At 69.9% G+C, this 26,948-nt stretch carries 26 protein-coding genes and 1 tRNA gene; 9 read left to right on the forward strand and 18 right to left on the reverse strand.

The window, feature by feature from the left end; all coding sequences use genetic code 11:
* Positions 1 to 102 precede the first annotated feature (102 nt).
* Positions 103 to 759 (forward strand): SDR family oxidoreductase, encoded by a 657-nt coding sequence (locus OG780_RS17715; protein ID WP_326786096.1) that lies wholly within the window; start codon positions 103 to 105, stop codon positions 757 to 759.
* A gap of 75 nt (positions 760 to 834) precedes the next feature.
* On the opposite strand, the gene OG780_RS17720 is transcribed toward OG780_RS17715, so the two are convergent.
* The 3 genes from OG780_RS17720 to OG780_RS17730 all read right to left on the reverse strand — a co-directional run bounded on the left by OG780_RS17720 (position 835) and on the right by OG780_RS17730 (position 3,111).
* Positions 835 to 1,047 carry a hypothetical protein gene (locus OG780_RS17720; RefSeq protein ID WP_328449318.1) on the reverse strand — a complete coding sequence of 71 codons (213 nt, stop codon included), beginning with the start codon at positions 1,045 to 1,047 and terminating at the stop codon, positions 835 to 837.
* Positions 1,048 to 1,758: 711 nt separating this feature from the next.
* The gene (locus tag OG780_RS17725; RefSeq protein ID WP_328449320.1) at positions 1,759 to 2,586 is read right to left on the reverse strand and encodes a hypothetical protein; all 828 of its coding nucleotides are present in this window, start codon (positions 2,584 to 2,586) and stop codon (positions 1,759 to 1,761) included.
* A gap of 443 nt (positions 2,587 to 3,029) precedes the next feature.
* Positions 3,030 to 3,111 (reverse strand) — tRNA-Tyr (locus OG780_RS17730).
* A gap of 200 nt (positions 3,112 to 3,311) precedes the next feature.
* On the opposite strand from OG780_RS17730, the gene OG780_RS17735 reads away from it, so the two are divergent.
* A complete protein-coding gene (locus OG780_RS17735; protein ID WP_328449323.1) occupies positions 3,312 to 3,800 on the forward strand; it encodes a YajQ family cyclic di-GMP-binding protein in 489 nt (162 codons plus the stop codon).
* A gap of 121 nt (positions 3,801 to 3,921) precedes the next feature.
* On the opposite strand, the gene OG780_RS17740 is transcribed toward OG780_RS17735, so the two are convergent.
* Complete coding sequence (locus OG780_RS17740; RefSeq protein ID WP_326786102.1) at positions 3,922 to 4,188, reverse strand: GlsB/YeaQ/YmgE family stress response membrane protein; 267 nt, start codon at positions 4,186 to 4,188, stop codon at positions 3,922 to 3,924.
* A gap of 188 nt (positions 4,189 to 4,376) precedes the next feature.
* Between OG780_RS17740 and OG780_RS17745 the strand changes: the two genes are divergently transcribed.
* Positions 4,377 to 5,621, forward strand: coding sequence for an APC family permease (locus tag OG780_RS17745; RefSeq protein ID WP_328449325.1), 1,245 nt, complete (start codon positions 4,377 to 4,379; stop codon positions 5,619 to 5,621).
* A 99-nt stretch (positions 5,622 to 5,720) separates the two neighbouring features.
* On the opposite strand, the gene OG780_RS17750 is transcribed toward OG780_RS17745, so the two are convergent.
* From OG780_RS17750 to OG780_RS17810, 13 genes are all read right to left on the reverse strand, one after another.
* On the reverse strand, positions 5,721 to 6,287 hold the full coding sequence (locus tag OG780_RS17750; RefSeq protein ID WP_328449327.1) for an SMI1/KNR4 family protein: 567 nt from the start codon (positions 6,285 to 6,287) through the stop codon (positions 5,721 to 5,723).
* Between the two features lie 112 nt (positions 6,288 to 6,399).
* Positions 6,400 to 6,792 carry a YccF domain-containing protein gene (locus OG780_RS17755; protein ID WP_328449329.1) on the reverse strand — a complete coding sequence of 131 codons (393 nt, stop codon included), beginning with the start codon at positions 6,790 to 6,792 and terminating at the stop codon, positions 6,400 to 6,402.
* On the reverse strand, positions 6,789 to 7,652 hold the full coding sequence (gene htpX, locus OG780_RS17760; RefSeq protein ID WP_328449330.1) for a zinc metalloprotease HtpX: 864 nt from the start codon (positions 7,650 to 7,652) through the stop codon (positions 6,789 to 6,791). Before htpX ends, OG780_RS17755 begins: the two co-directional genes overlap by 4 nt.
* 208 nt (positions 7,653 to 7,860) lie before the next feature.
* Complete coding sequence (locus OG780_RS17765) at positions 7,861 to 9,360, reverse strand: NADH-quinone oxidoreductase subunit N (protein WP_328449332.1); 1,500 nt, start codon at positions 9,358 to 9,360, stop codon at positions 7,861 to 7,863.
* Entirely contained in the window at positions 9,357 to 10,931 is a 1,575-nt protein-coding gene (locus OG780_RS17770) for a complex I subunit 4 family protein (RefSeq protein WP_328449333.1), read from the reverse strand. The genes OG780_RS17765 and OG780_RS17770 overlap by 4 nt, the downstream gene beginning before the upstream one ends.
* Before the next feature lie 6 nt (positions 10,932 to 10,937).
* Positions 10,938 to 12,929, reverse strand: a complete 1,992-nt coding sequence (locus tag OG780_RS17775) for an NADH-quinone oxidoreductase subunit 5 family protein (RefSeq protein WP_328449335.1) — start codon at positions 12,927 to 12,929, stop codon at positions 10,938 to 10,940.
* Positions 12,926 to 13,306: an NADH-quinone oxidoreductase subunit NuoK gene (gene nuoK, locus OG780_RS17780; RefSeq protein ID WP_328449337.1), complete on the reverse strand. Its 381-nt coding sequence runs from the start codon at positions 13,304 to 13,306 to the stop codon at positions 12,926 to 12,928. The genes OG780_RS17775 and nuoK overlap by 4 nt, the downstream gene beginning before the upstream one ends.
* The gene (locus OG780_RS17785; RefSeq protein WP_328449339.1) at positions 13,306 to 13,971 is read right to left on the reverse strand and encodes an NADH-quinone oxidoreductase subunit J family protein; all 666 of its coding nucleotides are present in this window, start codon (positions 13,969 to 13,971) and stop codon (positions 13,306 to 13,308) included. The genes nuoK and OG780_RS17785 overlap by 1 nt, the downstream gene beginning before the upstream one ends.
* On the reverse strand, positions 13,968 to 14,660 hold the full coding sequence (locus OG780_RS17790; RefSeq protein WP_328449341.1) for a NuoI/complex I 23 kDa subunit family protein: 693 nt from the start codon (positions 14,658 to 14,660) through the stop codon (positions 13,968 to 13,970). The genes OG780_RS17785 and OG780_RS17790 overlap by 4 nt, the downstream gene beginning before the upstream one ends.
* Positions 14,661 to 14,662: 2 nt before the next feature.
* Entirely contained in the window at positions 14,663 to 15,631 is a 969-nt protein-coding gene (locus tag OG780_RS17795; RefSeq protein ID WP_328449343.1) for a complex I subunit 1/NuoH family protein, read from the reverse strand.
* Positions 15,628 to 16,926, reverse strand: coding sequence for an NADH-quinone oxidoreductase subunit C (locus tag OG780_RS17800; RefSeq protein WP_328449345.1), 1,299 nt, complete (start codon positions 16,924 to 16,926; stop codon positions 15,628 to 15,630). The genes OG780_RS17795 and OG780_RS17800 overlap by 4 nt, the downstream gene beginning before the upstream one ends.
* A complete protein-coding gene (locus tag OG780_RS17805; protein ID WP_326786119.1) occupies positions 16,923 to 17,570 on the reverse strand; it encodes an NADH-quinone oxidoreductase subunit B in 648 nt (215 codons plus the stop codon). Before OG780_RS17805 ends, OG780_RS17800 begins: the two co-directional genes overlap by 4 nt.
* Positions 17,561 to 17,974: an NADH-quinone oxidoreductase subunit A gene (locus OG780_RS17810; protein ID WP_328449347.1), complete on the reverse strand. Its 414-nt coding sequence runs from the start codon at positions 17,972 to 17,974 to the stop codon at positions 17,561 to 17,563. Before OG780_RS17810 ends, OG780_RS17805 begins: the two co-directional genes overlap by 10 nt.
* A gap of 306 nt (positions 17,975 to 18,280) precedes the next feature.
* Between OG780_RS17810 and OG780_RS17815 the strand changes: the two genes are divergently transcribed.
* The 5 genes from OG780_RS17815 to OG780_RS17835 all read left to right on the forward strand — a co-directional run bounded on the left by OG780_RS17815 (position 18,281) and on the right by OG780_RS17835 (position 25,348).
* Entirely contained in the window at positions 18,281 to 19,480 is a 1,200-nt protein-coding gene (locus tag OG780_RS17815; RefSeq protein ID WP_328449349.1) for a sensor histidine kinase, read from the forward strand.
* Positions 19,481 to 19,721: 241 nt separating this feature from the next.
* On the forward strand, positions 19,722 to 21,077 hold the full coding sequence (locus tag OG780_RS17820; protein ID WP_328449351.1) for a sensor histidine kinase: 1,356 nt from the start codon (positions 19,722 to 19,724) through the stop codon (positions 21,075 to 21,077).
* A gap of 359 nt (positions 21,078 to 21,436) precedes the next feature.
* The gene (locus tag OG780_RS17825; RefSeq protein WP_276313648.1) at positions 21,437 to 22,096 is read left to right on the forward strand and encodes a response regulator transcription factor; all 660 of its coding nucleotides are present in this window, start codon (positions 21,437 to 21,439) and stop codon (positions 22,094 to 22,096) included.
* A gap of 236 nt (positions 22,097 to 22,332) precedes the next feature.
* Complete coding sequence (locus OG780_RS17830; protein ID WP_328449355.1) at positions 22,333 to 24,276, forward strand: 2-oxoacid:acceptor oxidoreductase subunit alpha; 1,944 nt, start codon at positions 22,333 to 22,335, stop codon at positions 24,274 to 24,276.
* The gene (locus OG780_RS17835; protein WP_328449357.1) at positions 24,269 to 25,348 is read left to right on the forward strand and encodes a 2-oxoacid:ferredoxin oxidoreductase subunit beta; all 1,080 of its coding nucleotides are present in this window, start codon (positions 24,269 to 24,271) and stop codon (positions 25,346 to 25,348) included. The genes OG780_RS17830 and OG780_RS17835 overlap by 8 nt, the downstream gene beginning before the upstream one ends.
* Positions 25,349 to 25,367: 19 nt before the next feature.
* Here OG780_RS17835 and OG780_RS17840 read toward each other — a convergent pair whose 3' ends face one another.
* Positions 25,368 to 25,784 (reverse strand): winged helix-turn-helix transcriptional regulator, encoded by a 417-nt coding sequence (locus OG780_RS17840; protein ID WP_328449359.1) that lies wholly within the window; start codon positions 25,782 to 25,784, stop codon positions 25,368 to 25,370.
* A gap of 129 nt (positions 25,785 to 25,913) precedes the next feature.
* Between OG780_RS17840 and OG780_RS17845 the strand changes: the two genes are divergently transcribed.
* A complete protein-coding gene (locus OG780_RS17845; RefSeq protein WP_328449361.1) occupies positions 25,914 to 26,768 on the forward strand; it encodes an SDR family oxidoreductase in 855 nt (284 codons plus the stop codon).
* Positions 26,769 to 26,948: the final 180 nt, after the last annotated feature.

Below are 26,948 nucleotides of genomic sequence, written 5' to 3' on the forward strand. Positions count from 1 at the left end.
CGCGGCGATCACCCACGCGTTCACAGTGATCACCCATGTGACTCGTGAGTTGCCCACAGGGTTGTGCGGCGAACGCGGTCTTCCGGGCGTACGGTCGGAAACATGCGCATTGTCATCGCTGGTGGTCATGGTCAGATCGCGCTGCGGCTGGAGCGTCTGCTCTCCGCGCGCGGGGACGAGGTCGCGGGAATCATCCGCCGTGCCGAGCAAGGGGACGATCTGCGGGCGGCCGGGGCCGAGCCCGTCCTGTGCGATCTGGAGTCGGCATCGGTGGAAGAGGTAGCCGCGCATCTGCAGGGCGCCGACGCGGCCGTCTTCGCGGCGGGCGCGGGGCCTGGCAGCGGCGCGGACCGCAAGCAGACGGTGGACAAGGGCGCCGCGATCCTGTTCGCGGACGCCGCCGAGCGCGCGGGCGTACGCCGGCACGTGGTCGTCTCCTCGATGGGCGCGGACCCGGCCCACCCGGGTGACGACATCTTCGACGCCTACCTGCGCGCCAAGGGCGAGGCCGACGAGTACGTACGCGGTCGTGCGGGTCTGGACTGGACGATCCTGCGCCCCGGCGGCCTGATCGACGACGCCGGAACCGGCCTCGTACGCCTGGAGGCCTCGACCGGCCGCGGCATGATTCCCCGCGACGACGTCGCCGCGGTCCTCGCCGAACTGGTCGACACTCCGGCCACCGCCGGTCTGACCTTGGAAGCCGTCAGCGGTTCGACACCGATCTCGGTCGCGGTGAAGTCGGTGGCGGGCAACTAGGAACTGTCCGGTCGGTGGCGGGCCTCCCCGGCCCGCGCCCAGCCGTGGCCGCGCCCGTCCAAGGGCCCGTTCCGTTCAGAACAACGAGAGCTGGCCGGGGAAATCGGGGACGGTGTACCCGTCCAGCGTGGGCTGCGCCGCCCCGATGAACGCTTCCCGGCGCGAACCGGGACACGAGACCAGTTCCCCGGTCCCCCGCGCGCCGGGCGGATCATGCCGAGCGAACCGCCCCGCGACGACGGCGATCTCCCGACGGCACTCCGGGCAGTTCCTGCGACGCGATGACATGGGATCAGTGTGCCCCGCCGGCCGCGACCGCTGTCACCCCACGCGTCCCGTAGCCGGCCGCCCTGTCGATGAACTGCACTCGATGGCGCTCGATGAAGGTTTCCACCTGAAATACAATTCTAGAGGGACTTTCAATACGCCCTCCACATCCCAGGAATTGCGATGCACGAAAACAGGACGCGGCCGACCGGCCGCGTCCTGCGGGATCAAGACGTCAACGCCGCGGCGAACGACTCACTCGCCGAACCGGGACCGCACCGGTCGGCCGGACCGCCCCCCAAGGCCGTGACCGACACCGACGCCGACCCTCCCGAACCCAACTGCCCTTTTCCAGAAAGACAGTTCACCCACGCAGCGCTTCGCCGTCACGAGCGGTACGTGGGGGCGGTCCCCCGGACCGCCTCGACGGTCACGACGTCACCACTGGCCCTGTGGACCCCCTGGATGCGTTCCGCGCCGACCCGGTCGCGGGAACCCTTCAAAGGGATCCGTACGTGCCCCAGAAGACCCTCTTATGCTTCTTCCCGGCCCGGCCCCCGGCAATTCAGATCGCAATCGCGATACCGACTGCGACGACAATTCCCAGCCCGCCATTTTCGGCCGCCACCCATACCTTCGGCCCGGCCGAAGGTATGGGTGGCTACGCGGTTTGGCGGGAGTCATGCCGGCCAAGGCCGAGGGCGGCGAGATCCCGCCCCCGCACCGAGGGAGTCAGCGCACGTCGACGTAGTCAGCCGCGCTGGTGGCGACGCCGGTCGTCGAGTTGCCGTAGTACACCCAGCGGTAGTAACCGTCGACCGAGGCGGTGACGGTGGCCTTCAAGCCCCCGGTGCTGCTGGTGGTGGCCTTCTTGACCGTCTGGAAAGTCTCGGCACCCTTGGCGCGGAACTGGAGGCTGACCGTACGGCCGCTGTAAGCGTCGTACTTCTTCGTGCTCCAGTTCGCCCGGGTCACCTTGCCCGTGACGGTGATCGACTTGCCCTTGGTGACCGGCTCCGGCGAGGCGTCGGTGGTTGCCTTGGCCGCGCGCTTGAGCTGAGCGGTCGTGGACCGCGTCTCCCGTTCCCCGGTCTTGAGACCGCCGTCGGCCTTCCACAGCCTCAGCGAGACGCCGACCTTCCAGGTCGTGGCGTCGCTGTTGGAGTCGACGTGCTCCTGGCTCGGGTGCGGGTCGATGTAGAGGTTGCCCTCGCAGCGAGCGTGCTTGGAGTCGATCTCATAGCAGGTGTAGCTGCCCGGCTGAATGAAGTTCTCTCCGGTGTCGGCCGCCGTCGTGATGCTGCCGCGGTAGAGGAAGGGGTACGCGTCGTAGCGGGAGGAATCGGCGGTGCTGTACCCGGAAGGCAGCGCGACGTTGAAACTGATGGGCGGCTCCACCTCCTTCGACGTGCCGACGACGATCGGCCTGCCCTTGTTGATGACGATGTCCGACACGGTGATACCGGTGTCCGCCGCCTGAGCTGTCGGCGCGTTCAACACCGAGAGCCCCAACGCCCCCACGAACGTGGCCACCGCGACGGTTCGTCTGCCTGTCCTCATTCACACCTCTTCAGGAGTATGTCGTTACAAGAAGCGGCAGCCTATCTGGCAGGTTCATGGCCTCTGCGAGCGCGCCGGGCACTCGTCCCCGACGCGACCGGGTGCGGACCGCGAGCGGTGAACCCACTTGCACTTCACCGCCCCGCCCCGCCCGGCATCCGGACGACCAACCCCCAAGGCGCCGTAGCCGATTCGGTCGACGCCCGTGCATGGGGCGTATGCGTCGCCGCCGGCGTCACCACCCCGGCAGGGACGTACGAGCCGGAGTGATCATGCTCTCCCTCGGGGGGCGCCTGGGGGACACGCACTGATCAGAGGTGGGATTCAGGCGGTACGAGGTGAGACACGTCCACTTCCCGTCCATGCCGAATCGAACAGGAGCGGGAACGAAGAAACCCCCTCCGACCTGCGGTTAAGCAGGTCGAAGGGGGTTTACCTTCATGTGGCGGCGCCAGGGTTCGAACCTGGGTAGGCTAAGCCGGCAGATTTACAGTCTGCTCCCTTTGGCCACTCGGGCACACCGCCGGGGTTGCTGCCCTGAGCCTCGCGTTCGCGGTGCTCCCTGGCAACGACGTAAACGATACCTGATGCTCGGGGATGCTTCGCCACCCAATTGATCGACGCTTGGGGGGAGGGGGGTGGCTAGGCTTATGCGGATGCGGCCGGAGGCCTACGCCGGGCTCGACGGCCGCCCCTACGCACCCCGATACAAGGAGCCACAGGACATGGCCGACTCCAGTTTCGACATCGTCTCGAAGGTCGAGCGGCAGGAGGTCGACAACGCCCTCAACCAGACCGCCAAGGAGATCTCGCAGCGCTACGACTTCAAGAACGTCGGCGCCTCCATCTCCTGGTCCGGCGAGAAGATCCTCATGGAGGCGAACTCCGAGGAGCGGGTGAAGGCCATCCTCGATGTGTTCGAGACCAAGCTGATCAAGCGCGGCATCTCGCTGAAGTCGCTGGACGCCGGTGAGCCCCAGCTCTCCGGCAAGGAGTACAAGATCTTCGCGACGATCGAGGAGGGCATCTCGCAGGAGAACGCCAAGAAGGTTGCGAAGATCATCCGCGACGAGGGCCCCAAGGGCGTGAAGGCCCAGGTGCAGGGTGACGAACTGCGGGTCAGCTCGAAGAGCCGCGACGACCTGCAGGCCGTTCAGGCCCTCCTCAAGGGCAAGGACTTCGACTTCGCCCTGCAGTACGTGAACTACCGGTAGAGCGACCGGCGGGACGCCCGCCGACACCCCGCGCGATGGCGTGCCGACGGTACGAGGAAGGCTGGACACCCCTGGTGTCCAGCCTTCCTCGTACCGCGGCCGCGATCCCGGTGACGCAGGCTCAGCGGCGCGAGTCGCCGAACAGAACGCGGTACAGGATCAGCAGCACGAGCGAGCCGCCGATGGCGGCGGCCCAAGTGGCACCGTCGTAGAAGTGTTTGCTGATGGGGTGGTCCAGCCAGCGGGCCGATATCCAGCCGCCGACGAACGCGCCCACGACACCGATGACGGTCGTTCCGACGAAGCCTCCCGGATCGCGCCCCGGGAGCAGGAACTTGGCGATGGCGCCGGCCAGCAGCCCCAGAATGATCCAGCTGATGATGCCCATGCTCTGAGCCTGCCCTTCCGTCCTGTACTCACGCTGTCCCGGCCCTGCGACTTCGGTCCGGGCCGGCCGTGTCCGTGCTGTCCGTATCCGGTACGGGTCGCGGGTGCCGATGTCGTGTCGACGCCGCTCTGATGAACAGGACGTCGCTGGGGCTCCCGCCGGTTGCGACGATCAGTAGGGTGCGGCGCATGACACCGTCCAGTCCCGAATTGCGCCGCACGCTGGGAGTCGGCGACGCCGTGGTCATCGGGCTCGGCTCGATGATCGGTGCCGGGATCTTCGCCGCGCTCGGTCCCGCCGCACGGGCGGCCGGATCCGGGCTCCTGCTCGGGCTCGCGGTCGCCGCCGTCGTCGCCTACTGCAACGCGATGTCCTCGGCCCGGCTGGCCGCCCTGTATCCCGCTTCCGGCGGCACGTACGTCTACGGGCGCGAGCGGCTGGGGGCCTTCTGGGGATATCTGGCGGGCTGGTCGTTCATCGTCGGCAAGACGGCCTCCTGTGCGGCGATGGCACTCACCGTGGGCGCGTACGTCTGGCCCGCACACGCACACGCGGTGGCGGTCGCCGCGGTGGTCGCGCTGACCGCCGTGAACTACGGCGGCATGCAGAAGTCGGCCTGGCTGACGCGGGTGATCGTGGCGGTGGTCCTGGGGGTTCTCGCTTCCGTGGTGGTGGGGTGTCTCGGGTCCGACGTCTCCGATGCCGGGCGGCTGGGCATCGGACTGTCGTCCGGCGCGGGCGGGGTGCTTCAGGCGGCCGGGCTGCTCTTCTTCGCGTTCGCCGGGTACGCGCGGATCGCCACACTCGGCGAGGAGGTACGCGATCCGGCGCGCACCATTCCGCGCGCGATCCCCTTGGCCCTGGGCATCGCGCTCGCGGTGTACGCGGCGGTCGCTGTCTCTGTCCTTTCAGTGCTCGGAACGGACGGGCTGGGGCTTGCCCCGGCGCCGCTGGCGGACGCTGTACGAGCTGCCGGACTGCCGGGACTCGTGCCGGTCGTGCGGGCGGGCGCCGCCGTGGCCGCGCTCGGCTCGCTTCTCGCCCTGATCCTGGGTGTCTCACGGACCACGCTGGCCATGGCCCGCGACCGCCGTCTGCCGGGCGCCCTGGCCGCCGTGCATCCGCGCTTCCAGGTCCCGCACCGGGCGGAACTGGCCGTGGGCACGGTGGTCGCCGTGCTGGCCGCGACCGTGGACGTGCGCGGCGCGATCGGTTTCTCCTCCTTCGGTGTGCTGGCGTACTACGCGATCGCCAACGCCTCCGCGTGGACGCTGAGTCCGGCCCCGGCATCGCGGCTCGTGCCGGTGCTGGGCCTCCTCGGCTGCGTGACGCTGGCCTGCGCGCTGCCGGGGGTTTCGGTGGTCGTCGGCGCGGCCGTGCTTGCGGTGGGGGCGGCTGCGTACGGCGTACGGCTGTGGGCGGCTTCGCGCTGAGCGCTGTCCCGTGGTCCCCGTGGGTCAGCGCCCGCGTGAGCTGTCGTGCATCGCCGGGCGGACAGTGGTCGCCCTGCTCGGCGCGTTCGGGCGGGCAGGTCAGGAAGCCCGGGTCGCCGTCGCGCGTATGGGGAAGTCGGGCCAGAGGGGGAGGTCCGCGTCGTCGCTGGACTCCTCGTACCAGCCCGTTCCCTCCAGCCACGCGAGCAGCCAGGTCGCGAGGTCGGGTGCGTCCACGTACCAGGCGTGGTCGGCCCGGTCGGCGTTCGGCTCGAAGAGCAGGACCGTGCCGTCGGGGCTCTGGCAGTCCACGCACGCGTACATTCCGCAGCCCCAGTGGGATATGGGCAGGACACCCTCGGGCCAGGGCCAGTCGGGGTCCTTGCGGCCGCTTTCGCGGCTGGCGAGGTACTGCGGAACAGCCGCCGGTTCACCCGACGGCTGACCGTCGAGCAGGGGCAACAGGCCGTATTCCGGACCGAATCCGCCGTCCCCTATCCGAAGGTAGAGCGAGGCGAGCAGTGCGGGCAGGGGAAAACCGAGGACGGCCTCGGCGCGGGCGACCTCTGCCGGGCCCACGGGCGCCGGGAGCGAAGGCCAGCCCCACGGGCGGGTGTTGCGGGCCTCCGTAGCGACCCGTGCCAGCAACTGCTCGATTTCGGTCATGGCTTCATGATGCAGCGCGCCACTGACAATCGGACAGCCTGTGGAAAACCCTCACGCGAGACGGACACCGGCCCCGTTTCCGGCGAGGAGTACGGCGCGTGGTCCCGTACCGCTAACGCCCCGCGAACGGCTCGTCGGTGCGCACGATGTCGCGTCCCAGCGGGAACAGCGAGATCGGGATGAGCTTGAAGTTGGCGATGCCGAACGGAATGCCGATGATCGTCAGGCACATGGCGATGCCCGTGACGATGTGGGTCAGGGCCAGCCACCAGCCCGCGAGGATGAGCCACAGGACGTTGCCGATGCAGGACGGAGCGCCGGCGTCGTGGCGCTCCACCGTCGTATAGCCGAACGGCCACAGCGCGTAGATGCCGATACGGAACGCGGCAATGCCGAACGGAATTCCGATAATCGTGATGCACAGGATGATGCCTGCGGCAAGGTACCCGAGAAACAGCCAGAAGCCGCTCAGGATGAGCCAAATGACGTTCAGAATTGTCTTCACTGCTGACGACCTGCCATCTGCTCGAGCCGGGCGATGCGTTCCGCCATCGGCGGATGCGTAGAGAACATCTTTGACATTCCCTGTCCCGGGCGGAAGGGGTTCGCGATCATCATGTGACTCGCCGTCTCGATGCGCGGCTCGGGAGGCAGCGGAAGCTGCTTCGTGCCCGCGTCGAGCTTGCGCAGCGCGCTCGCGAGGGCGAGGGGGTCGCCGGTGAGCTGGGCACCGGACGCGTCCGCCTCGTACTCCCTGGAGCGGCTGATGGCGAGCTGGATGAGGGAAGCGGCGATCGGGCCCAGGATCATGACCAGGATCAGCCCGAGAATGCCGGGACCGTCGTCGTCGTTGGACCGGCCGACGGGGATCAGCCAGGCGAAATTGACCAGGAACATGATCACGGAAGCGAGGGCGCCGGCCACGGAGGAGATCAGGATGTCGCGGTTGTAGACGTGACTGAGCTCGTGACCGATGACGCCGCGCAGCTCGCGCTCGTCCAGGATGCGCAGGATCCCCTCGGTGCAGCACACGGCGGCATTGCGCGGGTTGCGGCCCGTCGCGAAGGCGTTCGGAGCCTCCGTCGGCGAGATGTACAGGCGCGGCATGGGCTGGCGGGCCTGCGTCGAGAGATCGCGGACCATGCGGTACAGGGCCGGGGCCTCGAACTCGCTCACCGGGCGTGCGCGCATCGCGCGTAGAGCCAGCTTGTCGCTGTTCCAGTACGCGTACGCGTTCGTCCCCATCGCGATGAACAGCGCGACGATCAGGCCTGTGCGTCCGAAGAAGCTGCCGATGACGATGATGAGTGCGGACAGTCCCCCGAGGAGTACGGCTGTCCTGAGCCCATTGTGCCGGCGGTGCACGGTAGCCCTCCAAGTCGTGCGGCGGGGGAACCCTTTGCTTGCTGATGCTCTGCTTCCACTCTTCAGTGGACCCTCCCGTACTGGTCAACGCCAGACGGGAAGCACTAGTTCCCTTGTGCGCACTGCCCGGCGCGTGGGCCGTCCGGGTGATTCGGACGGCGGTCCACGCGCGCGTTCCTCTTTGAAGAGCCGCTCCGGGGATGGCGCTTCAGAAGAGAACGGTCTCCGAGAAGCGGAGGATCAGCTGGGGCGCCCCGGACAGGACGACGCCCAGGACGGCCGTCAGGGCGATGGCCGCGGTGAGCGGAACCGGTGCGCGGTGCGTGCCCGGCTCGCCTTCGGGAGCGCGGAAGAGCAGAGCCGTCCACTGGAGGTAGTAGAAGAGCGCGATGACCACGTTGACGGCCATGACGACGGCCAGCCAGCCGAGCCCCGCGTCGACGGCCGCCGAGAAGACGGTCACCTTGGCGAAGAGGCCGATGATGCCCGGCGGCAGACCCGCGAGGCAGAGCAGGAAGAAGCCGAGGACCAGCGCGGACAGGGGGCTCTCGGCGTACAGGCCGCGGTAGTCGCTGATGCGGTTCAGGGGGCTTCGGCGGGCCACCAGAGCGGCCACGGCGAAGGCACCGAGGTTCACGGCGGCGTACATGAGGGCGTACGCGACCGTGGAACCGATGGCCTGCTGGGCGTCCTTGGAGTAGGCGGCGGCCGCGATCGGGACCAGGAGGTAGCCGGCCTGGCCGACGGAGGACCAGGCGAGCAGCCGCACCGCGCTGTACGCGCGCGTGGACCGCTGTCGCAGGGCGCCGACGTTCCCGACTGTCATGGTGAGGGCCGCCAGCGCCGCCAGCGCCGGGCCCCAGACGTCCGCGTACGAGGGGAAGGCGACGACGGTGACGAGGATGAGCCCGGAGAAGCCGACGGCCTTGCCGATGACCGACAGGTAGGCGGCGATCGGCAGGGGTGCCCCTACGTAGGTGTCGGGCACCCAGAAGTGGAAGGGCACGGCGGCCGTCTTGAAGGCGAAGCCGACGAGGGTGAGGACGACGCCTGTCTGGGCCAGGGTGTGGAACTGTCCGTCGACATGCTGGATCCGGTCCGCGATCCGGGTGAGATAGAGGGTGCCGGTCGTCGCGTAGACGAAGCTGACACCCATCAGGCTGACCGCGGTCGCGGTGACGGAGGACAGGAAGAACTTCAGGGCCGCTTCCGAGGACTTCTTGTCGCCGCGTCTGATGCCGACGAGCGCGAAGGCGGGCAGCGAGGCGACTTCCAGGGCGACGATGAGGGTCGCGAGGTCGCGGGAGGCGGGCAGGAGAGCGGCGCCGGCGGCCGAGGAGAGAAGCAGGAACCAGTACTCCCCCTCGGGGAGTTCCCTGTCGGCGTCCTTCAGGGCGGTGACCGACAGCAGGGCGACGAGGAGCGCGCCGCCGAGAACCAGGAGCTGGATGACCAGGGTGAAGCGGTCCGCCACGTAACTGCAGGTGTCGGTGGCACCCGTCGGGCAGAACGTGGCCCGGTCGCCGTCCCGGAGGGGCAGCAGCAACAGCGCGGACGCGGCGAGGCCCGCGACGGACATCCAGCCGAGTACGGCCTTCCTCGCGTCCCCGATGAACAGATCGGTGACGAGCACGACGAGTCCGACGACCACCGCGAGGGTGGGCGGCGCGATGGCGAGCCAGTCGACGGACTGGACCAGGGAACTCATCGGGTGCCTCCTGCGAGGAGCTGCTGTACGGCCGGGTCGGTCAGGCCGAGCAGGGCCCGGGGCCACAGACCGGCGATGACGGTGAGGGCGACGAGCGGTGTCCAGGCGGCGAACTCGTAGGTCTGGACGTCGGCGAGTTCCGGCGACTCCCGGGGCGTCGCGCCCATGCAGACGCGGCGTACGACGACGAGCATGTACGCGGCGGTGAGCAGCGTGCCGAACGCGGCGATCGTCATGAACGTCAGGTAGGCGGGACGGCTGAGGCCGGAGGCGGGCTCGAACGCGCCGAACAGCGCCAGCATCTCGCCCCAGAAACCGGCGAGGCCAGGCAGTCCGAGCGAGGCGACGGCGGCGAAGGCGAGCAGGCCGCCGAGGCGCGGTGCCTTGCCGTACAGCGCGGCGCCGGACCCCTCGGCGAGGGTGTCGAGGTCGGTGGTGCCCGTGCGGTCCTTCAGCGCTCCGACGATGAAGAAGAGGAGGCCGGTGATGAGGCCGTGGGCGATGTTGGCGAACAGCGCGCCGTTCACGCCGGTCGGGGTCATCGTCGAGATGCCGAGCAGGACGAAGCCCATGTGGCCGACGGAGGAGTAGGCGATGAGCCGTTTGAGGTCGCCCTTCGCGCCCTGCTTGGCGAGGGCCAGACAGGCCAGGGAACCGTAGATGATCCCGACCACGGCGAAGGCGGCGAGGTAGGGGGCGAAGGTCCGGAATCCGTCCGGTGTGATGGGCAGCAGGATCCGGACGAACCCGTACGTGCCCATCTTCAGCATCACGCCGGCCAGCAGGACCGAGCCGACGGTCGGGGCGGCGGTGTGGGCGTCGGGCAGCCAGCTGTGCAGCGGCCACATCGGCGTCTTGACCGCGAGTCCGATCCCGATCGCCAGAACGGCGGTGACCTGCACGGATGTGCTCAGCGACCGGCCGTTGTCAGTGGCGAGTGCCACCATGTCGAATGTGCCCGCCTTGATTCCGATCAGGAGCAGGCCCAGCAGCATGACGACCGAACCGAGCAGGGTGAAGAGGATGAACTTCCAGGCCGCGGCCTGGCGCTGGGCGCCTCCCCACCGTGCGATGAGGAAGTACATCGGGATGAGCACGGTCTCGAACGCGAGGAAGAACAGCAGCAGATCGAGGACGGCGAAGGTCGCGAGTGTGCCGGACTCGAGGACGAGCAGCAGCGCGACGAACGCCTTCGGGGTCGGGCCCGCGGGCATCTTGAAGTAGGAGTACAGCGCGCAGAGGAAGGTCAGCAGCGCGGTCAGGACCAGAAGGGGGAGGGAAATGCCGTCGATGCCGAGGTGGATCCGCACGTCGAGTGCGGGGATCCAGCTGATGTCCGTCGTTGCCTGCATCTTCGACGGGTGGTCGTGGTCGAAGCCGAGCGCGAGGACGATCGCGGCGATGAGGACCACGCCCGTGACGGTCACGCCGTGCCGCAGCACCGCCTGTTCGGGCGACTTCCCCTTCAGTCCCGGCGGGGCCGGAAGAAGGGCGGCGGCGGCCCCGATGAGCGGGCCGACGACGATCAACGCGAGAAGAATCTGCATCACGGATTCACTGATATCGATCACGCCTGCTCACGCTCCCGTGGCGACGAGGAGGGCGGCGACCACCAGGACGACGGTGCCGGCGAGCAGCGCGCTCACATAGGTCTGCACGTTGCCGGTCTGCGCACGCCTTACGGCGGTGCCGAGCCAGCGGGGTAGGGCGCCCGCGCCGCGTACGTAGGTGTCGACGACCTCTCGGTCGAGGAACCGTACGAGCGAGGCTCCGGCCTGGACCGGGCGGACGAACAGCACGGAGTACACGGTGTCGAGGTGGAAGCCGACGGCCGCGTGGCGGTGCAGCGGGCCGAGCAGCAGTCGGCCCGGGTCCGCCGGGTCGGGGGCGTGGGCGACGTCACCGAAGACGGGTTCGTGCGCGGCGATGGCCTCGGCCTCGACGTGTCCGGCGTCGGCGTCCGGGTGGGCCGCGACCGCGCCCAGGGGGACGCGGGCCGCCAGGGCCGTGGTGTGCCGCCAGGCTCCGTAGGTGACGATCCCGCCGACCAGGGCGAGTCCTGTGCCGAGCACGGAGGTGGTGAGGGCCGGCGTCAGGTCGCGGCCGTCGAACCAGTCGGGCAGCGGGCCGATCGCCAGGCCGAACGCGAGCGAGGGGATGGCGAGCACCCACAGCACGGCCGTCATGGTGACCGGCTGCCTGCCGTGGTCGGGGGCCTCGGCTCCGTGGCCGCGGAAGGCCAGCAGCCACAGCCGGGTCGCGTACGCGGCGGTGAGCACGGCGGTGACCAGCCCGGTGACCAGGACGATCCAGCCCGCGGCACCGGGGGCCTGCTCGGTGTGACCGGTGGCGACGTGCTCGGCAGCGCCGAGGACGGCCTCCTTGGAGAAGAAGCCGCTGAAGGGAGGGATCGCGGCGAGTGCGAGCAGCGCCACGGTCATCGTCCAGAAGGCGTCGGGGACTCGGATGCGCAGGTCCTTCATCCGGGACATGGCGGACAGCGAGTTGGTGCCGGAGGCGTGGATGATCACGCCGGCGGCGAGGAACAGCAGCGCCTTGAAGGCGCCGTGAGCGAGGAGGTGGAAGACGGCGGCACCGCGGTCGCCGACGGCGAGGGCACCGGCCATGTAGCCGAGCTGACCGATCGTCGAGTAGGCGAGGACCCGCTTGATGTCGTCCTGGGCGAGTGCCGCGAGACCCGAACCGACCATCGTGACACCGGCCATGACGGCGAGGACGACCATCGCGGCCGCGGAGGCCTGGAAGACGGGGAGGAGCCGGGCGACGAAGTAGATACCGGCGGCGACCATCGTCGCGGCGTGGATCAGCGCGGAGACGGGCGTGGGGCCGGCCATCGCGTCGGGCAGCCAGGTGTGCAGCGGGAACAGTGCCGACTTGCCCGCCACGCCCGCGAGGAGCAGCAGTGCGACGAGGGTCGGGTGGTGCAGTCCGCCGCTCGCCACGGTGCCGAGGACCGTGGTGATCCGGAAGGAGCCGGCGTCGGTGGCCAGCGCGAACAGACCGATGAGGAAGGGGACGTCGCCGAGCTTGGTGACCAGGAAGGCCTTGAGCGAGGCGGCGCGGGCTTCCGGGGTCTCCCAGTAGTGGCCGACCAGGAAGTACGAGCAGATGCCCATGATCTCCCAGCCGACCAGGAGCACCATCAGGTCGCTGGAGTAGACGACGAGCAGCATCGCGGAGGTGAACAGGGAGACGAGAGCGGCGTACGAGGGGTAGCGCGGATCGTCGCGCAGGTAGCCCGTCGAGTAGATCTGCACACAGGTGGCGACGACGCCGACGAGTACGGCGACGAGGGCGGCGAAGCCGTCGATGTGCAGGCCCAGTTCGATGGGGACCGAGCCGGTCGGGGTGAGTTCGGTGCGCGAGTCGATGGCCTGGCCGCCGCCCTGGTCGACCGCGACCGTCACGGCGAGGACGAGCGAGGCGAGGACGGGCAGGACCGCGAGCGGGCGGACGAAGCCCGGGGCCGTGCGGCCGAGGAGGAGTCCGGCGGCCGCGCCGAGGAAGGGAAGGAGGGGGACGAGGACGGCGAGGGTGGTCGTGGTCACGCGGTGGCCTCAGCCTTCTCGGCCGCGGGGGCGTCGCTGTCGGGGTCGTCGGGGCCGTGGCCCTCGGCGGTGTCGCGGAGCTTGTCGATGTCCGAGGTGCCGCGGTTGCGGTACACGGCGAGGACGATCGCCAGGCCGATGCCGATCTCGGCGGCGGCGATGGCGATCGTGAACAGGGTCAGGGCCTGGCCGGAGTGCAGGGTGTCGCGGGCGGCCCTGGAGAGCCAGACGTCGAAGGCGACGAGGTTCAGGTTGACGGCGTTGAGCATCAGCTCGACGGACATCAGGACCAGGATCGCGTTGCGGCGCGCCAGGACTCCGTACAGGCCCGTGCAGAACAGGAGGGCGGCGAGCACGGCGGGATAGGCGAGGTGCATCAGCGGACACCTTCCTTGTCCTGCTCGCCGTCGCGGCTTCCGGGGACACGCGGAGCGGTGGCGGTCTTGGTCGCCGCGGCGGTGTCCGCCTTCGCCTTGCGGGAGAGGACGATCGCGCCGACCAGGGCGGCGAGGAGGAGAACGGAGAGCGCTTCGAAGGGAAGGACCCAGTTCTGGAAGAGGCTGGCTCCGGTCACCTCGGTGGAACCGGCGGCGGCACCGTTCAGATCGACCCAGGTCGCGCGGAACGCGTCGACGACGACCCAGACCAGGGTGCCGGCCGAGGCGAGGGCCACGGTCAGGGCCGCCCAGCGGTTGCCGGAGTCGGCGTCCGGGGAGCGGCCGATCGGGGCCCTGGTGAGCATCAGACCGAACAGAAGGAGGACGACGACGGAACCGACGTAGATGAGGACCTGCACCCAGGCGATGAACTCGGCCGTCAGCAGGAGGTATTCGACGGCGAGGCCGCCGAGGGCGACCACCAGCCACAGAGCGGCGTGCACCAGTTGCTTGGTGGTGACGGTGACGACCGCGGCGCCGAAGGTGAGCAGGCCGACGAGGAGGAAGGCGATCTCGACCCCGGTGGGAGAGAGGAAGCCGTGGTGCTCGGCGGCGACGACGGTGGCCGCGTGGGCCGCCGTGGCCGTGGCTGCTGCGAAGGTCACGACTGTCCCTCCTGCGGGCCGGAGGAGGGTGTGACCGGAGGCTCCGGCCGCCCGGCGTCTTCGGCCTGCGCTGCCTCGGTTGCCTCAGTTGTCCCGGCTGCCTCTGCTGCCTCTGCTGCCTGCGATGGCTGCGGTGGCTGGGCCGTTCGCTCGGCCTCGGCTGCCTGTTCGGCCGCGAGTTTGTCGGCGGTCTTGCGGGCGGCCGCGATCTCCTTGGGCTCCTCGGCGCCGGGGTCGAGGGCGGGCGGGGCCGGGACGGTCCACATCCACTCGCGGAGCTTGTCGCGTTCGTGGGTGAGTTCGTGGATGTCGGTCTCCGCGTACTCGAACTCCGGGGTCCAGAACAGCGCGTCGAAAGGACAGACCTCGATGCAGATACCGCAGTACATGCACAGGGAGAAGTCGATGGCGAAGCGGTCGAGGACGTTGCGACTGCGCTCGCGGCCGCCCGGGGCGGCGGCCGGGACCGTCTCCTTGTGGGAGTCGATGTAGATGCACCAGTCCGGGCACTCGCGGGCGCACAGCATGCAGACCGTGCAGTTCTCCTCGAAGAGGGCGATGACTCCACGGGTGCGGGGCGGGAGTTCGGGCTGGACGTCCGGGTACTGCGCGGTGACGGTCTTCTTCGTCATCGTGCGGAGGGTGACGGCCAGGCCCTTGGCGAGGCCGGAGCCAGGAATGGGGGCCATGGTTACGCGATCACCACCTTGACGATGCCGGTGAGGGCGATCTGGGCGAGGGACAGAGGGACGAGGAGGGTCCAGGAGAGTTTCTGGAGCTGGTCCTCGCGCAGTCGGGGGTAGGTGACGCGGAGCCAGATGACGACGAAGGCGAGGATCGCGGCCTTCAGGAGCGTCCAGACCCAGCCGAGGCCGTCGGCGCCCCAGGGACCGTGCCAGCCGCCCAGGAAGAGGACGGTGGTCAGACCGCACAGGACGACGATTCCCGCGTACTCGGCGAGCAGGAACAGGGCGAAACGGAGGCCCGTGTACTCGGTGTACGCGCCGAAGATGATCTCGGAGTCAGCGACGGGCATGTCGAAGGGAGGCCGTTGGAGTTCGGCGAGACCGGCGGTGAAGAACACGATCGCGCCGACGATCTGCCAGGGCAGCCACCACCACTGGAAGGCGTCCACGATGCCCGGGAGCGAGACCGTGCCGGCCGCCATCGCGACCGAGGCCGCGGTCAGAAGCATCGGGAGCTCGTACGCGAGGAGCTGGGCGGCGGTGCGCAGGCCTCCGAGAAGGGAGAACTTGTTGGCCGACGCCCAGCCCGCCATGAGCGAGCCGAGGACGCCCACGCCCATGACGGCGAGGACGAAGAAGATGCCCGCGTCGACGACCTCGCCGACCGCGCCCTCACCCGGGCCGATCGGGATGACGAGGAGGACCAGGAGGTACGGGAGGAGGGCCACCGCGGGGGCGAGCTGGAAGATGCGCCGGTCCGCGCCCGCGGGGACGATGTCCTCCTTCTGCGCGAACTTCACGCCGTCCGCGACGAGCTGGGCCCAGCCGTGGAAGCCGCCCGCGTACATCGGGCCGAGCCGGCCCTGCATGTGGGCCATCACCTTGTGTTCGGTCTGACCGACGATCAGGGGGAACGTCAGGAACACGACGAAGACGACGAGGAGGCGTAGGGCGACGTCGAGAGCGTCGTTCACTGCGTACCTCCGGAGGGGTCGTCGGGGCTGAGTGGCTTCGGCTGGGGGGTCGGGGCCGGGGCCGGAGTGGCCTCGGGCTTCGACTCGGGGGCCGGGGCAGAAGTGGCCTCGGGCTTCGACTCGGGGGCCGGGGCAGAAGTGGCCTCGGGCTCCGGCGTCGGCTCGGGCTTCGCGGCTTGTTCCGGCTTCGGCTCCGAGTCGTCGAACGCGGGCTTCGGCTGGTGCCACGGCGCGTCGGAGCTGGGCGGTGCGGCAGGCCTTCCGACCGGCTTCGTCGCGGAGTCGGGCTCGGCTGCCCGCGAGGCGCTCGCCGGAGCGGCGGGTTCGGAGGAAGCGGCCGGTTCCGTGGCAGCCGCCGGCTCGTTCGCGGCCGCCGGTTCCGTCGCGGCTGTCGGCTCGTTCGCGGGCGTCGGCTCGTTCGCGGGCGTCGGCTGCGGGGTGGGCGTCGGGGGCGGAGGGGGCGTCTCCTGGGCACGTTGGCTGGCGGAGCCCTGGCTCGCGCTGCGCGATCGGCGTGCGGGGCGCGCGGCTTCGGCACCGGAGATAGCACCCGCGCCGGCGGACGCCGCGTCCGCTCCCGCAGCACCTGCGGGCGCCACGGTGTCCGCGGCGGCAGGGGCGGTGGGCGTCTGGCCGGCCGAGCCCTCCCCCGCCGTACGGGCCCTGCGGACCGGGCGGTCGCCGGCGGGGCGGGCCGCGCCGCGGGCCGGGCGGGACGGAGCCGGGGGGAGCTGGCCCTTGAGAGGGCCCCACTCGTTGGGGTCGGGAACGCCGGGTGGCAGCATCTGGCGGCGCTTGGGGCCACCGTGCTCGGACTCGCCGGGCTCCTTCGCGCCCGGCCAGGCCTTGGCGACGCGGGCGGCCAGGACGAAGTCCTTGCGGAGAGGGTGGCCTTCGAAGCCGTCCGGCAGAAGCAGGGGGTCGAGGCCGGGGTGGCCCTCGAACGTCACTCCGAACATTTCGTGCGTCTCGCGCTCGTGCCAGGCGGCACCCGCGTAGACGGTGACCGCCGACGGGAGCGCCGGGGCGGTGTGCGGGACGGTCGTACGGACAAGGAGGCGGCGTACCGGGGACAGCGCCACGACGTGGGCCGAGACGCGGAAGCCCGTGCCGGGTTCGTCGACGGCGCTCAGCCAGTCGAAGTAGGTGCAGCCCAGGGTGTCGCGGGCCGTCTCCAGGGTCGCAATCCAGGACGCCGGCGGTACGTCGACCGTCAGGACCTCGTACGACTCCTCGGCCGTGGCGTCGGGGCCGAAGAGTTCCCCGGCGGGACCGGGAAGCCAGCCGACGGTCATCGGTCCTCCTCACCGGGGGCGGTCGGATCCGTCCCCGGAACGCTCGTCGCCGAAGGGGCCGGTGGCTTCACCAGGCCGCTCTGGAGCGCGGCGGTCGACGGGCGCGGCGCGTCGGACCCGTAGCGCTCCCCCAGCGATTCCCGGGCGATCTTCTCCTGGAGCTTGAGGATGCCCTGGAGCAGTGCCTCGGGGCGCGGCGGGCACCCGGGGACGTAGACGTCGACGGGGATGATCTGGTCGACGCCCTTGGTGACGGAGTAGGAGTCCCAGTACGGGCCGCCGCAGTTGGAGCAGGCGCCGAAGGAGATGACGTACTTCGGCTCGGGCATCTGCTCGTACAGGCGCTTGACGGCGGGCGCCATCTTGTCCGTGACCGTGCCCGACACCACCATCAGGTCGGCCTGACGGGGGCCCGGCGCGAACGGGATCACGCCGAGGCGGATGAAGTCGTGGCGGGCCATCGACGCGGCGATGAACTCGATCGCGCAGCAGGCGAGGCCGAAGTTGAAGACCCAGAGCGAGTAGCGGCGGCCCCAGTTCAGGACCACCTTCATGGGCTCGGGGGCGAGGCGGGCGAGCGCGCCGAGCCGCTTGGGCTCGGGCAGCAGCACCGGCTGGTCCGGGGCGGAGGGGGTCACGTCCATGTCAGGACGCCCTTCTTGTATGCGTACAGCAGGCCCACGGCCAGGAAGCCGAGGAAGATGAACATCTCGACCAGCGTCGCGGCGCCGTAGCCGGGAGCGGCGAAGACCGTGGCCCAGGGGAAGAGGAAGATCGAGTCGACGGCGAAGATTACGTAGAGGAAGGCGTACACGTAATAGCGGACCTGGGTGTGGGCCCAGCCCTCGCCGACGGGGTCGACGCCGCACTCGTACGTCAGGAGTTTCTCGGGGGTGGGGACCACGGGCCGCAGCAGGCGGCCCGCTCCGAAGGCGACGGCGACGAACAGCACGCCCACGACGGCGAGCAGCCCGACGATCGAGTAGGACTGGAAGTAGTCCGCCGCGACGACGGTTCCGGTCGCCGTGACAACGGTCGGTTCCGGCACGTCAGCCCCTCACTCCCTGACCTCGTTGCGCCCCGTCGTGCGCCGTCGCGCACTCTGTGATGCGCCATGTTCGACGATCTGTACGGACGGGAGTCTAGGGCCTGCTAAAGAGAGCGTAAGCAGCCCGTCACACCTCGACCATCCCTCGACCACCGGTGACGCGTTCCCGTCTCACGGTGTGAACGGGTCCCGGGAGCACCTCGGCGTCACGTCCGGCCATCACCCCCCGGGGGTGGGGTTATCCCCAGTGCATCGCGGCGGCCCACCTCATGGCGCGGCGGCGCGCCGCCGGGCAGGCTAGCGGATATGACCGAACGCATCCCGCCCGCCGATCCGTCGGACGCCCCGTCCGACGGTGACAGGCCGCCCGCCGTACGTCTCGCCCTGGACCCGGGGACCTGGAAGGAGATCTCCCACCTTCTGGCGAATCTGCCGGCCTCGATCATCGGGTTCGTGTACGTGGTGACGATGCTCGCCACGGGCGCGGGGCTCGCCGTGACCGTCGTCGGACTGCCCCTGCTCGCGGCCGGGCTGCGCGGTTCGCGGCAGCTGGGCAAGCTGGAGCGGGGGCGGGCGCGGCGGCTGCTGGGGCTGCGCATCGACGAACCGAGCCCGTTGCCGGTGCGCCGGACCGGCTTCTTCGGCTGGCTGTGGTCGAGCCTGAAGGACCCGGTGGGCTGGCGGGCGGTGCTGTACGGCCTCATACGGCTGCCCTGGGGCATCGCCACCTTCACGGTGACGCTCGTGTCGCTGTTCGTGCTGTGGCCGGTGCTGCCGTTCATCGCGCGCGGGCTGACGAACGTCGACCGGGCGATGGTGCGCGGACTGCTGTCGCCCTCCGACGAGTTGGAGCGGCGCATCGCCGAACTGGAGTCGGACCGCGGGGTGGTGGTCGACACGGCCGCGGCCGATCTGCGCCGTATCGAGCGCGATCTGCACGACGGGGCGCAGGCCCGGCTCGTCAACCTCGCGATGGGGCTCGGCCTGGCGAAGGAGAAGCTCCTGGAGGACCCCGACGCGGCGGCGTCGATGGTGGACGAGGCGCACGGCGAGGTGAAGCTCGCCCTTCAGGAACTGCGTGATCTGGCCCGTGGCATCCACCCGGCGGTCCTGACCGACCGGGGTCTGGACGCCGCCCTGTCCTCGATCGCCTCGCGGTGCACCGTGCCCGTGAAGGTGAGCACCGAGCTGGAGACGCGTCCGGCCGCCGCCATCGAGGGCATCGCGTACTTCACCGTCTCAGAACTGCTCCAGAACGTCAGCAAGCACAGCGGGGCGAGGTCCGCGTCGGTCGACCTCTGGCGGTCGGACGACCGTCTGCTCATCCAGGTCCGGGACGACGGCCGCGGCGGGGCCGGCGTCGGCGGCGGTACGGGCATGGCGGGGCTCGCGGACCGGCTCGGCGCGGTGGACGGACTGTTCATCGTCGACTCACCGGTGGGCGGCCCGACGGTCATCACGGCCGAACTGCCGTGGCGGAACCGCCAGAACGAGCCCGCGCCGTAGCCCACGGCCGACTCGACGGAGACCTCCGGCCGGCAGACCGTGAGGACGTCGGCCGGTGGTCCCCGCCGGTCCGCCGGGGTACCGAGGTAGGGAAAACCCCCCGTTCAAGACGCCGATCCGCCGCATGTCCCGCGGACCTGCCAGGCGGCACGCTTGGAGGAGAGGGAGCAGCCGACGCGCGGACCGAGGTGCGCGCGGAACGCGACGAGGCACAGGACGAGACGAGAGAACGGACGAACCGATGGCCACGGAGTACGGACACGGATACGGGCACCGCGACGGGCCCGGATTCGACGAGACGGGCGCCGCCGGGCGGCGGCACCGTCTCCCGGCCCCGCTGCGGGCGCCGTTCGAGGCCCGCAGCCTGCGCGAGTTCGGCTACGTGCTGCTGGGCCTGCCGCTCGGGATCCTCATGTTCACGTTCGCCGTCACGATGGTCTCGCTCGGCGCGGGCCTGCTGGTCACCTTCCTGGGCGTTCCGGTGCTCGCGGCCGCGCTGGCCGGCTGCCGCGGCCTCGGCTCGCTGGAGCGGGCGCGGGCGCGCGGGCTGCTCGGTGTCGAGGTGGCCGAGCCCGAGCCGCTGAGGACGAAGAAGCAGGGGGCGATGGCGTGGATGGGCGCCGTGCTCAAGAGCGGGACGTCGTGGCGGCACCTGCTGTACGCGGTGGTCCAGTTCCCGTGGTCGGTGTTCTCCTTCGTCGTCGCGGTGAACTTCTGGGTGTACGGGTGGGCGCTGCTGACGTATCCGCTGTGGTTCTGGGTCTTCCCGATGTACGGCGGCCAGGACGGACTCCAGCTGTACGGCGACACCACGCACTCGGTCTATCTGGACAACCCGTTCGAGATCGCGGTGACCGCCCTGGTGGGACTGCTCTTCACGATGGCGACCCCGTGGATCGTGCGGGCGCTGACGAGCGTGGACGGGCTGATGGTGCGCGGGCTGCTCGGCCCCTCGCGGCTGGCCACGCGTGTGGTGGAGCTGGAGTCCGACCGCGGGGTCGTGGTCGACACGGCCGCCGCCGACCTGCGCCGTATCGAGCGCGATCTGCACGACGGGGCGCAGGCCCGGCTCGTCGCCCTGGCGATGGACCTGGGGCTCGCCAAGGAGAAGCTGGCCGAGGACCCCGAGGCCGCGGCGCGGATGGTGGACGAGGCGCACGGCGAGGTCAAGACGGCGTTGCAGGAGCTGCGGGATCTCGCGCGCGGCATCCATCCGGCGGTGCTGACCGACCGCGGGCTCGACGCCGCCCTGTCCTCGGTCGCCTCGCGGTGCACGGTGCCGGTGCGGGTGGAAGTGGATCTGGCGGCGCGGCCGGCGCCCGCGATCGAGGGGATCGCCTACTTCACCGTCTCCGAACTGCTCCAGAACATCAGCAAGCACTCCCGTGCGACGCGGGCGACCGTGGATGTGTGGCGGGTGGAGAACCGGCTGATGATCCAGGTCGGCGACAACGGGGTCGGCGGGGCCGCCGTCACCGAGGGGTCGGGCCTGGCCGGGCTCACGGAACGGCTCGACGCGGTGGACGGGATCCTGGTGGTGGACTCGCCGCCGGCCGGGCCCACCCTGATCACGGCGGAGCTGCCCTGGCGGGGCTGAGACTCCAGACCGCACGCACGCGGGGACCCCGGTGCACACCACCGGGGTCCCCGGCTGCGTCGGGACAGGAGCCGGGGACCGCGTACTCACCGGGTAGCAAGACCGCGTACCCGCCGAGGGTGGGGCGTGAGCACCGGACCCGCGTACCCCACCGGGAGCAGGAGGCGTGAGCACCGGGCCCCTGTACCCCACCGGGGTAGCCCTGCCTCGCGCCACCGGACCCCTCTTCACGTCGCCCGGGCGCATCCGGGTCCGAATGCTGGAATGCTGGGGTCTGTCGTACGAACGGGCACGAACCCGGTGGAGCCGGGGGCGGCCGGGGGCGGGCTCTGGGGGGCCGAGGAATCGTGGAGGACAGGGTGCGAGTCGTCATCGCCGAGGATTCAGTGCTGCTCAGGGAGGGCCTGACCCGGTTGCTGACCGACCGCGGGCATGATGTCGTGGCAGGGGTCGGGGACGGCGACGCGCTGATCAAGACCATCACGGAGTTCGCGGCGCAGGACGCGCTGCCGGACGTCGTCGTCGCGGACGTACGGATGCCGCCGACGCACACCGACGAAGGCGTGCGGGCGGCCGTGCAGCTGCGCAAGGCGCACCCGGGACTCGGTGTGCTCGTACTGTCACAGTACGTGGAGGAGCGGTACGCCACCGAACTGCTGGCCGGTTCGAGCCGTGGCGTGGGCTACCTGCTCAAGGACCGGGTGGCCGAGGTGCGCGAGTTCGTGGACGCGGTGGTGCGGGTGGCCCAGGGGGGTACCGCGCTCGACCCGGAGGTGGTGGCGCAGCTGCTGGGCCGCAGCCGCAAGCAGGACGTGCTGGCCGGGCTGACGCCGAGGGAGCGCGAGGTCCTGGGACTCATGGCCGAGGGCCGGACGAACTCCGCCGTCGCCCGTCAGCTCGTGGTCAGCGACGGCGCCGTCGAGAAGCACGTCAGCAACATCTTCCAGAAACTCGGCTTGTCACAAAGTGACGGGGATCATCGGCGTGTTCTGGCCGTCCTCACGTACCTGAACTCGTGACGGACTGACAGTCTGTCAGTTGTCGAGCAGAACCAAAGGGTGAGCGGGGAACGTCGTACGAGGAAGAGACCGGGGGCGGGAAAAATCGTGACACGTCAGGATATCAGGACGTCTCAAAGCAACGTCCACTATGCGAATGGCCCAAGGAAGGCGACCCTTACCGACGTAGGGTTGGAAAAGGAAGGGTCTGCGGGAAGGCCACTCCCGGACAGCCGCCTCAAAGGAGGTCCAGTTCAGTGACGAGCAAGGTCAGCAGCCCAACGGAACAGGCCGACGAAGCCGTCGTAGGAGAACAGCGCAAACCGCCGGGGGCGAAGGACGTCCGTCGGCTCGACCGGGTCATCATCCGGTTCGCGGGGGACTCCGGTGACGGTATGCAGCTCACCGGCGACCGCTTCACCTCGGAGACTGCCTCCTTCGGCAACGACCTCTCGACCCTGCCGAACTTCCCTGCCGAGATCCGCGCGCCCGCAGGCACACTGCCGGGCGTTTCGTCTTTCCAACTGCATTTCGCCGACCACGACATCCTCACGCCGGGCGACGCGCCCAACGTCCTCGTGGCCATGAACCCGGCCGCCCTGAAGGCGAACATCGCCGACGTGCCGCGCGGCGCCGAGATCATCGTCAACACGGACGAGTTCACCAAACGGGCGATGCAGAAGGTCGGCTACGCGGCCAGCCCGCTGGAGGACGGCTCGCTGGACGGCTACAACGTGCATCCCGTCCCGCTCACGACGATGACCGTCGAGGCGCTGAAGGAGTTCGAGCTCACCCGCAAGGAGGCCGAGCGCTCCAAGAACATGTTCGCGCTGGGCCTGTTGTCGTGGATGTACCACCGGCCCACCGAAGGCACCGAGAAGTTCCTGCGGACCAAGTTCGCCAAGAAGCCCGACATCGCGGCCGCCAACCTCGCCGCGTTCCGGGCCGGCTGGAACTTCGGCGAGACGACCGAGGACTTCGCCGTCTCCTACGAGGTCGCGCCGGCGTCGAAGACCTTCCCGACCGGCACCTACCGGAACATCTCCGGGAACCTCGCCCTGTCGTACGGCCTGGTCGCCGCCTCCCAGCAGGCCGATCTGCCGCTCTACCTGGGCTCATACCCCATCACCCCGGCCTCGGACATCCTGCATGAGCTGAGTAAGCACAAGAACTTCGGAGTGCGCACCTTCCAGGCCGAGGACGAGATCGCGGGCATCGGCGCGGCACTCGGGGCGGCGTTCGGCGGCTCGCTCGCGGTGACGACGACGTCCGGTCCCGGTGTGGCGCTGAAGTCGGAGACGATCGGGCTCGCCGTCTCCCTCGAACTGCCCCTGCTCGTCATCGACATCCAGCGCGGCGGGCCCTCGACCGGCCTGCCGACCAAGACCGAGCAGGCCGACCTGCTCCAGGCGATGTACGGGCGCAACGGCGAGGCCCCGGTGCCGATCGTCGCGCCGCGGACCCCCGCCGACTGCTTCGACGCGGCGATGGAGGCGGCCCGGATCGCGCTGACGTACCGGACGCCCGTCCTGCTGCTGTCGGACGGCTACCTCGCCAACGGCTCCGAGCCGTGGCGCGTCCCGGACACCGACGAACTCCCCGACCTGCGCGTGCAGTTCGCCCAAGGCCCCAATCACACGCTGGACGACGGCACCGAGGTGTTCTGGCCCTACAAACGCGACCCGCAGACCCTTGCCCGCCCGTGGGCCATCCCGGGAACTCCCGGCCTGGAGCACCGGATCGGCGGTATCGAGAAGCAGGACGGCAGCGGCAACATCTCGTACGACCCCGCCAACCACGACTTCATGGTCCGCACCCGGCAGGCCAAGATCGACGGCATCGACGTTCCGGACCTGGAGGTCGACGACCCCGCCTCGGGCACCGGCAAGACGGCCAACACCCTTGTCCTGGGCTGGGGTTCGACCTACGGGCCGATCACCGCCGCGGTCCGCAGGCTGCGCACCGCCGGGGAGCACATCGCGCAGGCGCATCTGCGTCACCTCAACCCCTTCCCGCGGAATCTGGGCGCGGTGCTGAGGCGTTACGACAAGGTGGTGATCCCCGAGATGAACCTCGGTCAGCTCGCCACCCTCGTCCGGGCCAGGTATCTGGTGGACGCGCACTCGTACAACCAGGTCAACGGCATGCCCTTCAAGGCCGAGCAGCTCGCCACAGCTCTCAAGGAGGCCATCGATGGCTGACACGTCAACGGAAGGCCCGGGCACGGTCGAGGCGCTTTCCCTCGTCCCCAAGGCCGAGGCCAGGCAGTCCATGAAGGACTTCAAGTCCGATCAGGAAGTGCGCTGGTGCCCCGGCTGCGGTGACTACGCGATCCTCGCCGCCGTCCAGGGCTTCATGCCCGAACTCGGCCTGGCGAAGGAGAACATCGTCTTCGTCTCGGGCATCGGCTGCTCGTCCCGCTTCCCGTACTACATGAACACCTACGGGATGCACTCCATCCACGGTCGCGCCCCGGCCATCGCGACCGGGCTCGCCTCCTCCCGCCGCGACCTGTCCGTCTGGGTCGTCACCGGCGACGGCGACGCCCTGTCCATCGGCGGCAACCACCTGATCCACGCCCTGCGCCGCAACGTGAACCTGAAGATCCTGCTCTTCAACAACCGGATCTACGGTCTCACCAAGGGCCAGTACTCCCCGACCTCCGAGGTCGGCAAGATCACCAAGTCGACGCCGATGGGTTCCCTGGACGCGCCCTTCAACCCGGTGTCCCTGGCGATCGGCGCGGAGGCGTCCTTCGTGGCCCGGACCGTGGACTCGGACCGCAAGCACCTCACCGACGTGCTGCGGCAGGCCGCCGCCCACCCCGGCACCGCCCTGGTGGAGATCTACCAGAACTGCAACATCTTCAACGACGGCGCCTTCGAGGTCCTCAAGGACAGACAGCAGGCCGAGGAAGCCGTCATCCGCCTGGAGCACGGACAGCCCATCCGCTTCGGCGCCGACGGCTCCCGCGGTGTGGTCCGCGACCCGCGCACCGGTGACCTCCAGGTCGTCACCGTGACCCCCGACAACGCCTCGCAGGTCCTCGTCCACGACGCGCACACCACGTCCCCGACCACCGCGTTCGCGCTGTCGCGTCTCGCCGACCCCGACACCCTGCACCACACGCCCATCGGGGTGTTCCGCTCGGTCGACCGGCCGGTCTACGACACGCAGATGGCCGACCAGCTCGACGCCGCCATCGAACAGAACGGCAAGGGCGACCTCGCGGCGCTCCTCGCCGGCGGCGACACCTGGACGGTCGTCGGCTGAACCCGTCCGCAGGCGGTTCTCAGGAGGCCCGGGGCCCGAGTCCCCGGGCCTCGTCGTACGCGCCGCGGGCCCGCTCGACGTCGGCCATGCGCTCATTGGTCCACAGCGCCAGCGACCGCACCTGCTCGGCGGCCTCGCGGCCCAGGTCGGTCAGGGAGTAGTCGACGCGCGGCGGAATGACCGGCTTGGCGTCGCGGTGGACGAGCCCGTCCCGCTCCAGGGTCTGCAGGGTCTGGGTGAGCATCTTCTCGCTGACCCCTTTCCCGACCCTGCCGATCGCCCGGCGCAGCTCGCTGAAGCGGTACGAACGCTCCAGGAGCTCGATCAGGACGAGGACGCCCCAGCGGCTGGTGACGTGTTCCAGGACCAGGCGGTAGGGGCACATCGCCTCGCCGACGTCGTACCCGTCCGCTGCCTTGACGCTGTTTACGGCCATGCCAATACCTTACTTGAAGGTTGGTACCTTACTCAGAGGTGGGCACCTTACTTCAAGGTGGGTACTTTCCATCAGTTAGTGCAGCTCTTAGGGTGAGTGACATCCGCACCCCACAAGGAGATGTACGCCATGAGCATCGTCGTCACCGGAGCCACCGGACACCTCGGCCGTCACGTGGTCGAGCAGCTGCTGGAGAAGGTCCCCGCCGAGGAGATCACCGCCGTCGTGCGGGACGAGTCCAAGGCCGCCGACCTCGCGGCCCGCGGCGTACGGCTCGCGGTCGCCGACTACAACACTCCCGAGACCTTCGACGGCCTGTTCGCCGCCGGTGACAAGGTGCTGCTGATCTCGGGCAACGAGTTCGACAAGGGGCGCGTAGGACAGCACCGGGTCGTCATCGACGCGGCCAAGGCGGCCGGTGTCTCGCTGCTCGCCTACACCAGCGCCCCCGGCAGCCTGACGGCCGCACTGGCCGACGACCACCGCGCCACCGAGGACGTCCTGCTCGCCTCCGGGCTGCCCTACGCGCTGCTGCGCAACGGCTGGTACCACGAGAACTACACCGAGAACCTCGCCCCGGTACTCGCGCACGACGCCGTCGTCCAGGCCGCCGGCGAGGGCCGGATCGCCTCCGCCGCGCGCGCCGACTACGCGGCCGCCGCGGTCGCGGTGCTGACCGGCGAGGGGCACGAGAACAAGACGTACGAGCTGAGCGGCGACGAGGCGTGGGGCTTCGCCGAGTACGCCGCCGAGCTGAGCCGGCAGACCGGCAAGGAGATCACCTACAACCAGGTCTCCCCCGAGACCTTCGCCTCCATCCTGACCGGAGCCGGGCTGCCCGAGGTCCTCGCCGGGATCCTCGCGGGTGTCGACGTCTGCATCGAGAAGGGCGAGCTGGCCGTCACCACCGGCGACCTGTCCCGGCTCACGGGCCGCCCGACCACGCCGATCAGCGAGTCCGTCGCGGCGGCGCTGAAGGGCTGACGTCCCGGCGGGCGCCGGGCGCCTGCCCCGCGCACCTCGCCTGTCATGACCGTATGGCGATACGGACATGACGGGCGGAGGCGTGCGGCGCTACCTTCTTTCATGCTGCACGGAAGTTCCCCGACCGCACGGGAGCTCCGGAGCGCGGGACGCGACAGTCGTCCGAGACCGTGGGAGAAG

The sequence above is a fragment of the Streptomyces sp. NBC_00386 genome, from assembly GCF_036063235.1.
In the GTDB taxonomy this organism is placed as follows: domain Bacteria; phylum Actinomycetota; class Actinomycetes; order Streptomycetales; family Streptomycetaceae; genus Streptomyces.

Coding starts and splice junctions, on each gene's coding strand:
- nuoK (WP_328449337.1), bottom strand. CDS start 13,306: ATGCACCTCGCCTATCCCGCCGTGCTCGCCGCCCTCCTGTTCTGCACG.
- OG780_RS17800 (WP_328449345.1), bottom strand. CDS start 16,926: ATGACCGTCGGCTGGCTTCCCGGTCCCGCCGGGGAACTCTTCGGCCCC.
- OG780_RS17835 (WP_328449357.1), top strand. CDS start 24,269: ATGGCTGACACGTCAACGGAAGGCCCGGGCACGGTCGAGGCGCTTTCC.
- OG780_RS17820 (WP_328449351.1), top strand. CDS start 19,722: ATGGCCACGGAGTACGGACACGGATACGGGCACCGCGACGGGCCCGGA.
- OG780_RS17725 (WP_328449320.1), bottom strand. CDS start 2,586: ATGAGGACAGGCAGACGAACCGTCGCGGTGGCCACGTTCGTGGGGGCG.
- OG780_RS17735 (WP_328449323.1), top strand. CDS start 3,312: ATGGCCGACTCCAGTTTCGACATCGTCTCGAAGGTCGAGCGGCAGGAG.
- OG780_RS17750 (WP_328449327.1), bottom strand. CDS start 6,287: ATGACCGAAATCGAGCAGTTGCTGGCACGGGTCGCTACGGAGGCCCGC.
- OG780_RS17765 (WP_328449332.1), bottom strand. CDS start 9,360: ATGAGTTCCCTGGTCCAGTCCGTCGACTGGCTCGCCATCGCGCCGCCC.
- OG780_RS17840 (WP_328449359.1), bottom strand. CDS start 25,784: ATGGCCGTAAACAGCGTCAAGGCAGCGGACGGGTACGACGTCGGCGAG.
- OG780_RS17720 (WP_328449318.1), bottom strand. CDS start 1,047: ATGTCATCGCGTCGCAGGAACTGCCCGGAGTGCCGTCGGGAGATCGCC.
- OG780_RS17805 (WP_326786119.1), bottom strand. CDS start 17,570: ATGGACGTGACCCCCTCCGCCCCGGACCAGCCGGTGCTGCTGCCCGAG.
- OG780_RS17745 (WP_328449325.1), top strand. CDS start 4,377: ATGACACCGTCCAGTCCCGAATTGCGCCGCACGCTGGGAGTCGGCGAC.
- OG780_RS17715 (WP_326786096.1), top strand. CDS start 103: ATGCGCATTGTCATCGCTGGTGGTCATGGTCAGATCGCGCTGCGGCTG.
- OG780_RS17845 (WP_328449361.1), top strand. CDS start 25,914: ATGAGCATCGTCGTCACCGGAGCCACCGGACACCTCGGCCGTCACGTG.
- OG780_RS17815 (WP_328449349.1), top strand. CDS start 18,281: ATGACCGAACGCATCCCGCCCGCCGATCCGTCGGACGCCCCGTCCGAC.
- OG780_RS17790 (WP_328449341.1), bottom strand. CDS start 14,660: ATGGCCCCCATTCCTGGCTCCGGCCTCGCCAAGGGCCTGGCCGTCACC.
- OG780_RS17740 (WP_326786102.1), bottom strand. CDS start 4,188: ATGGGCATCATCAGCTGGATCATTCTGGGGCTGCTGGCCGGCGCCATC.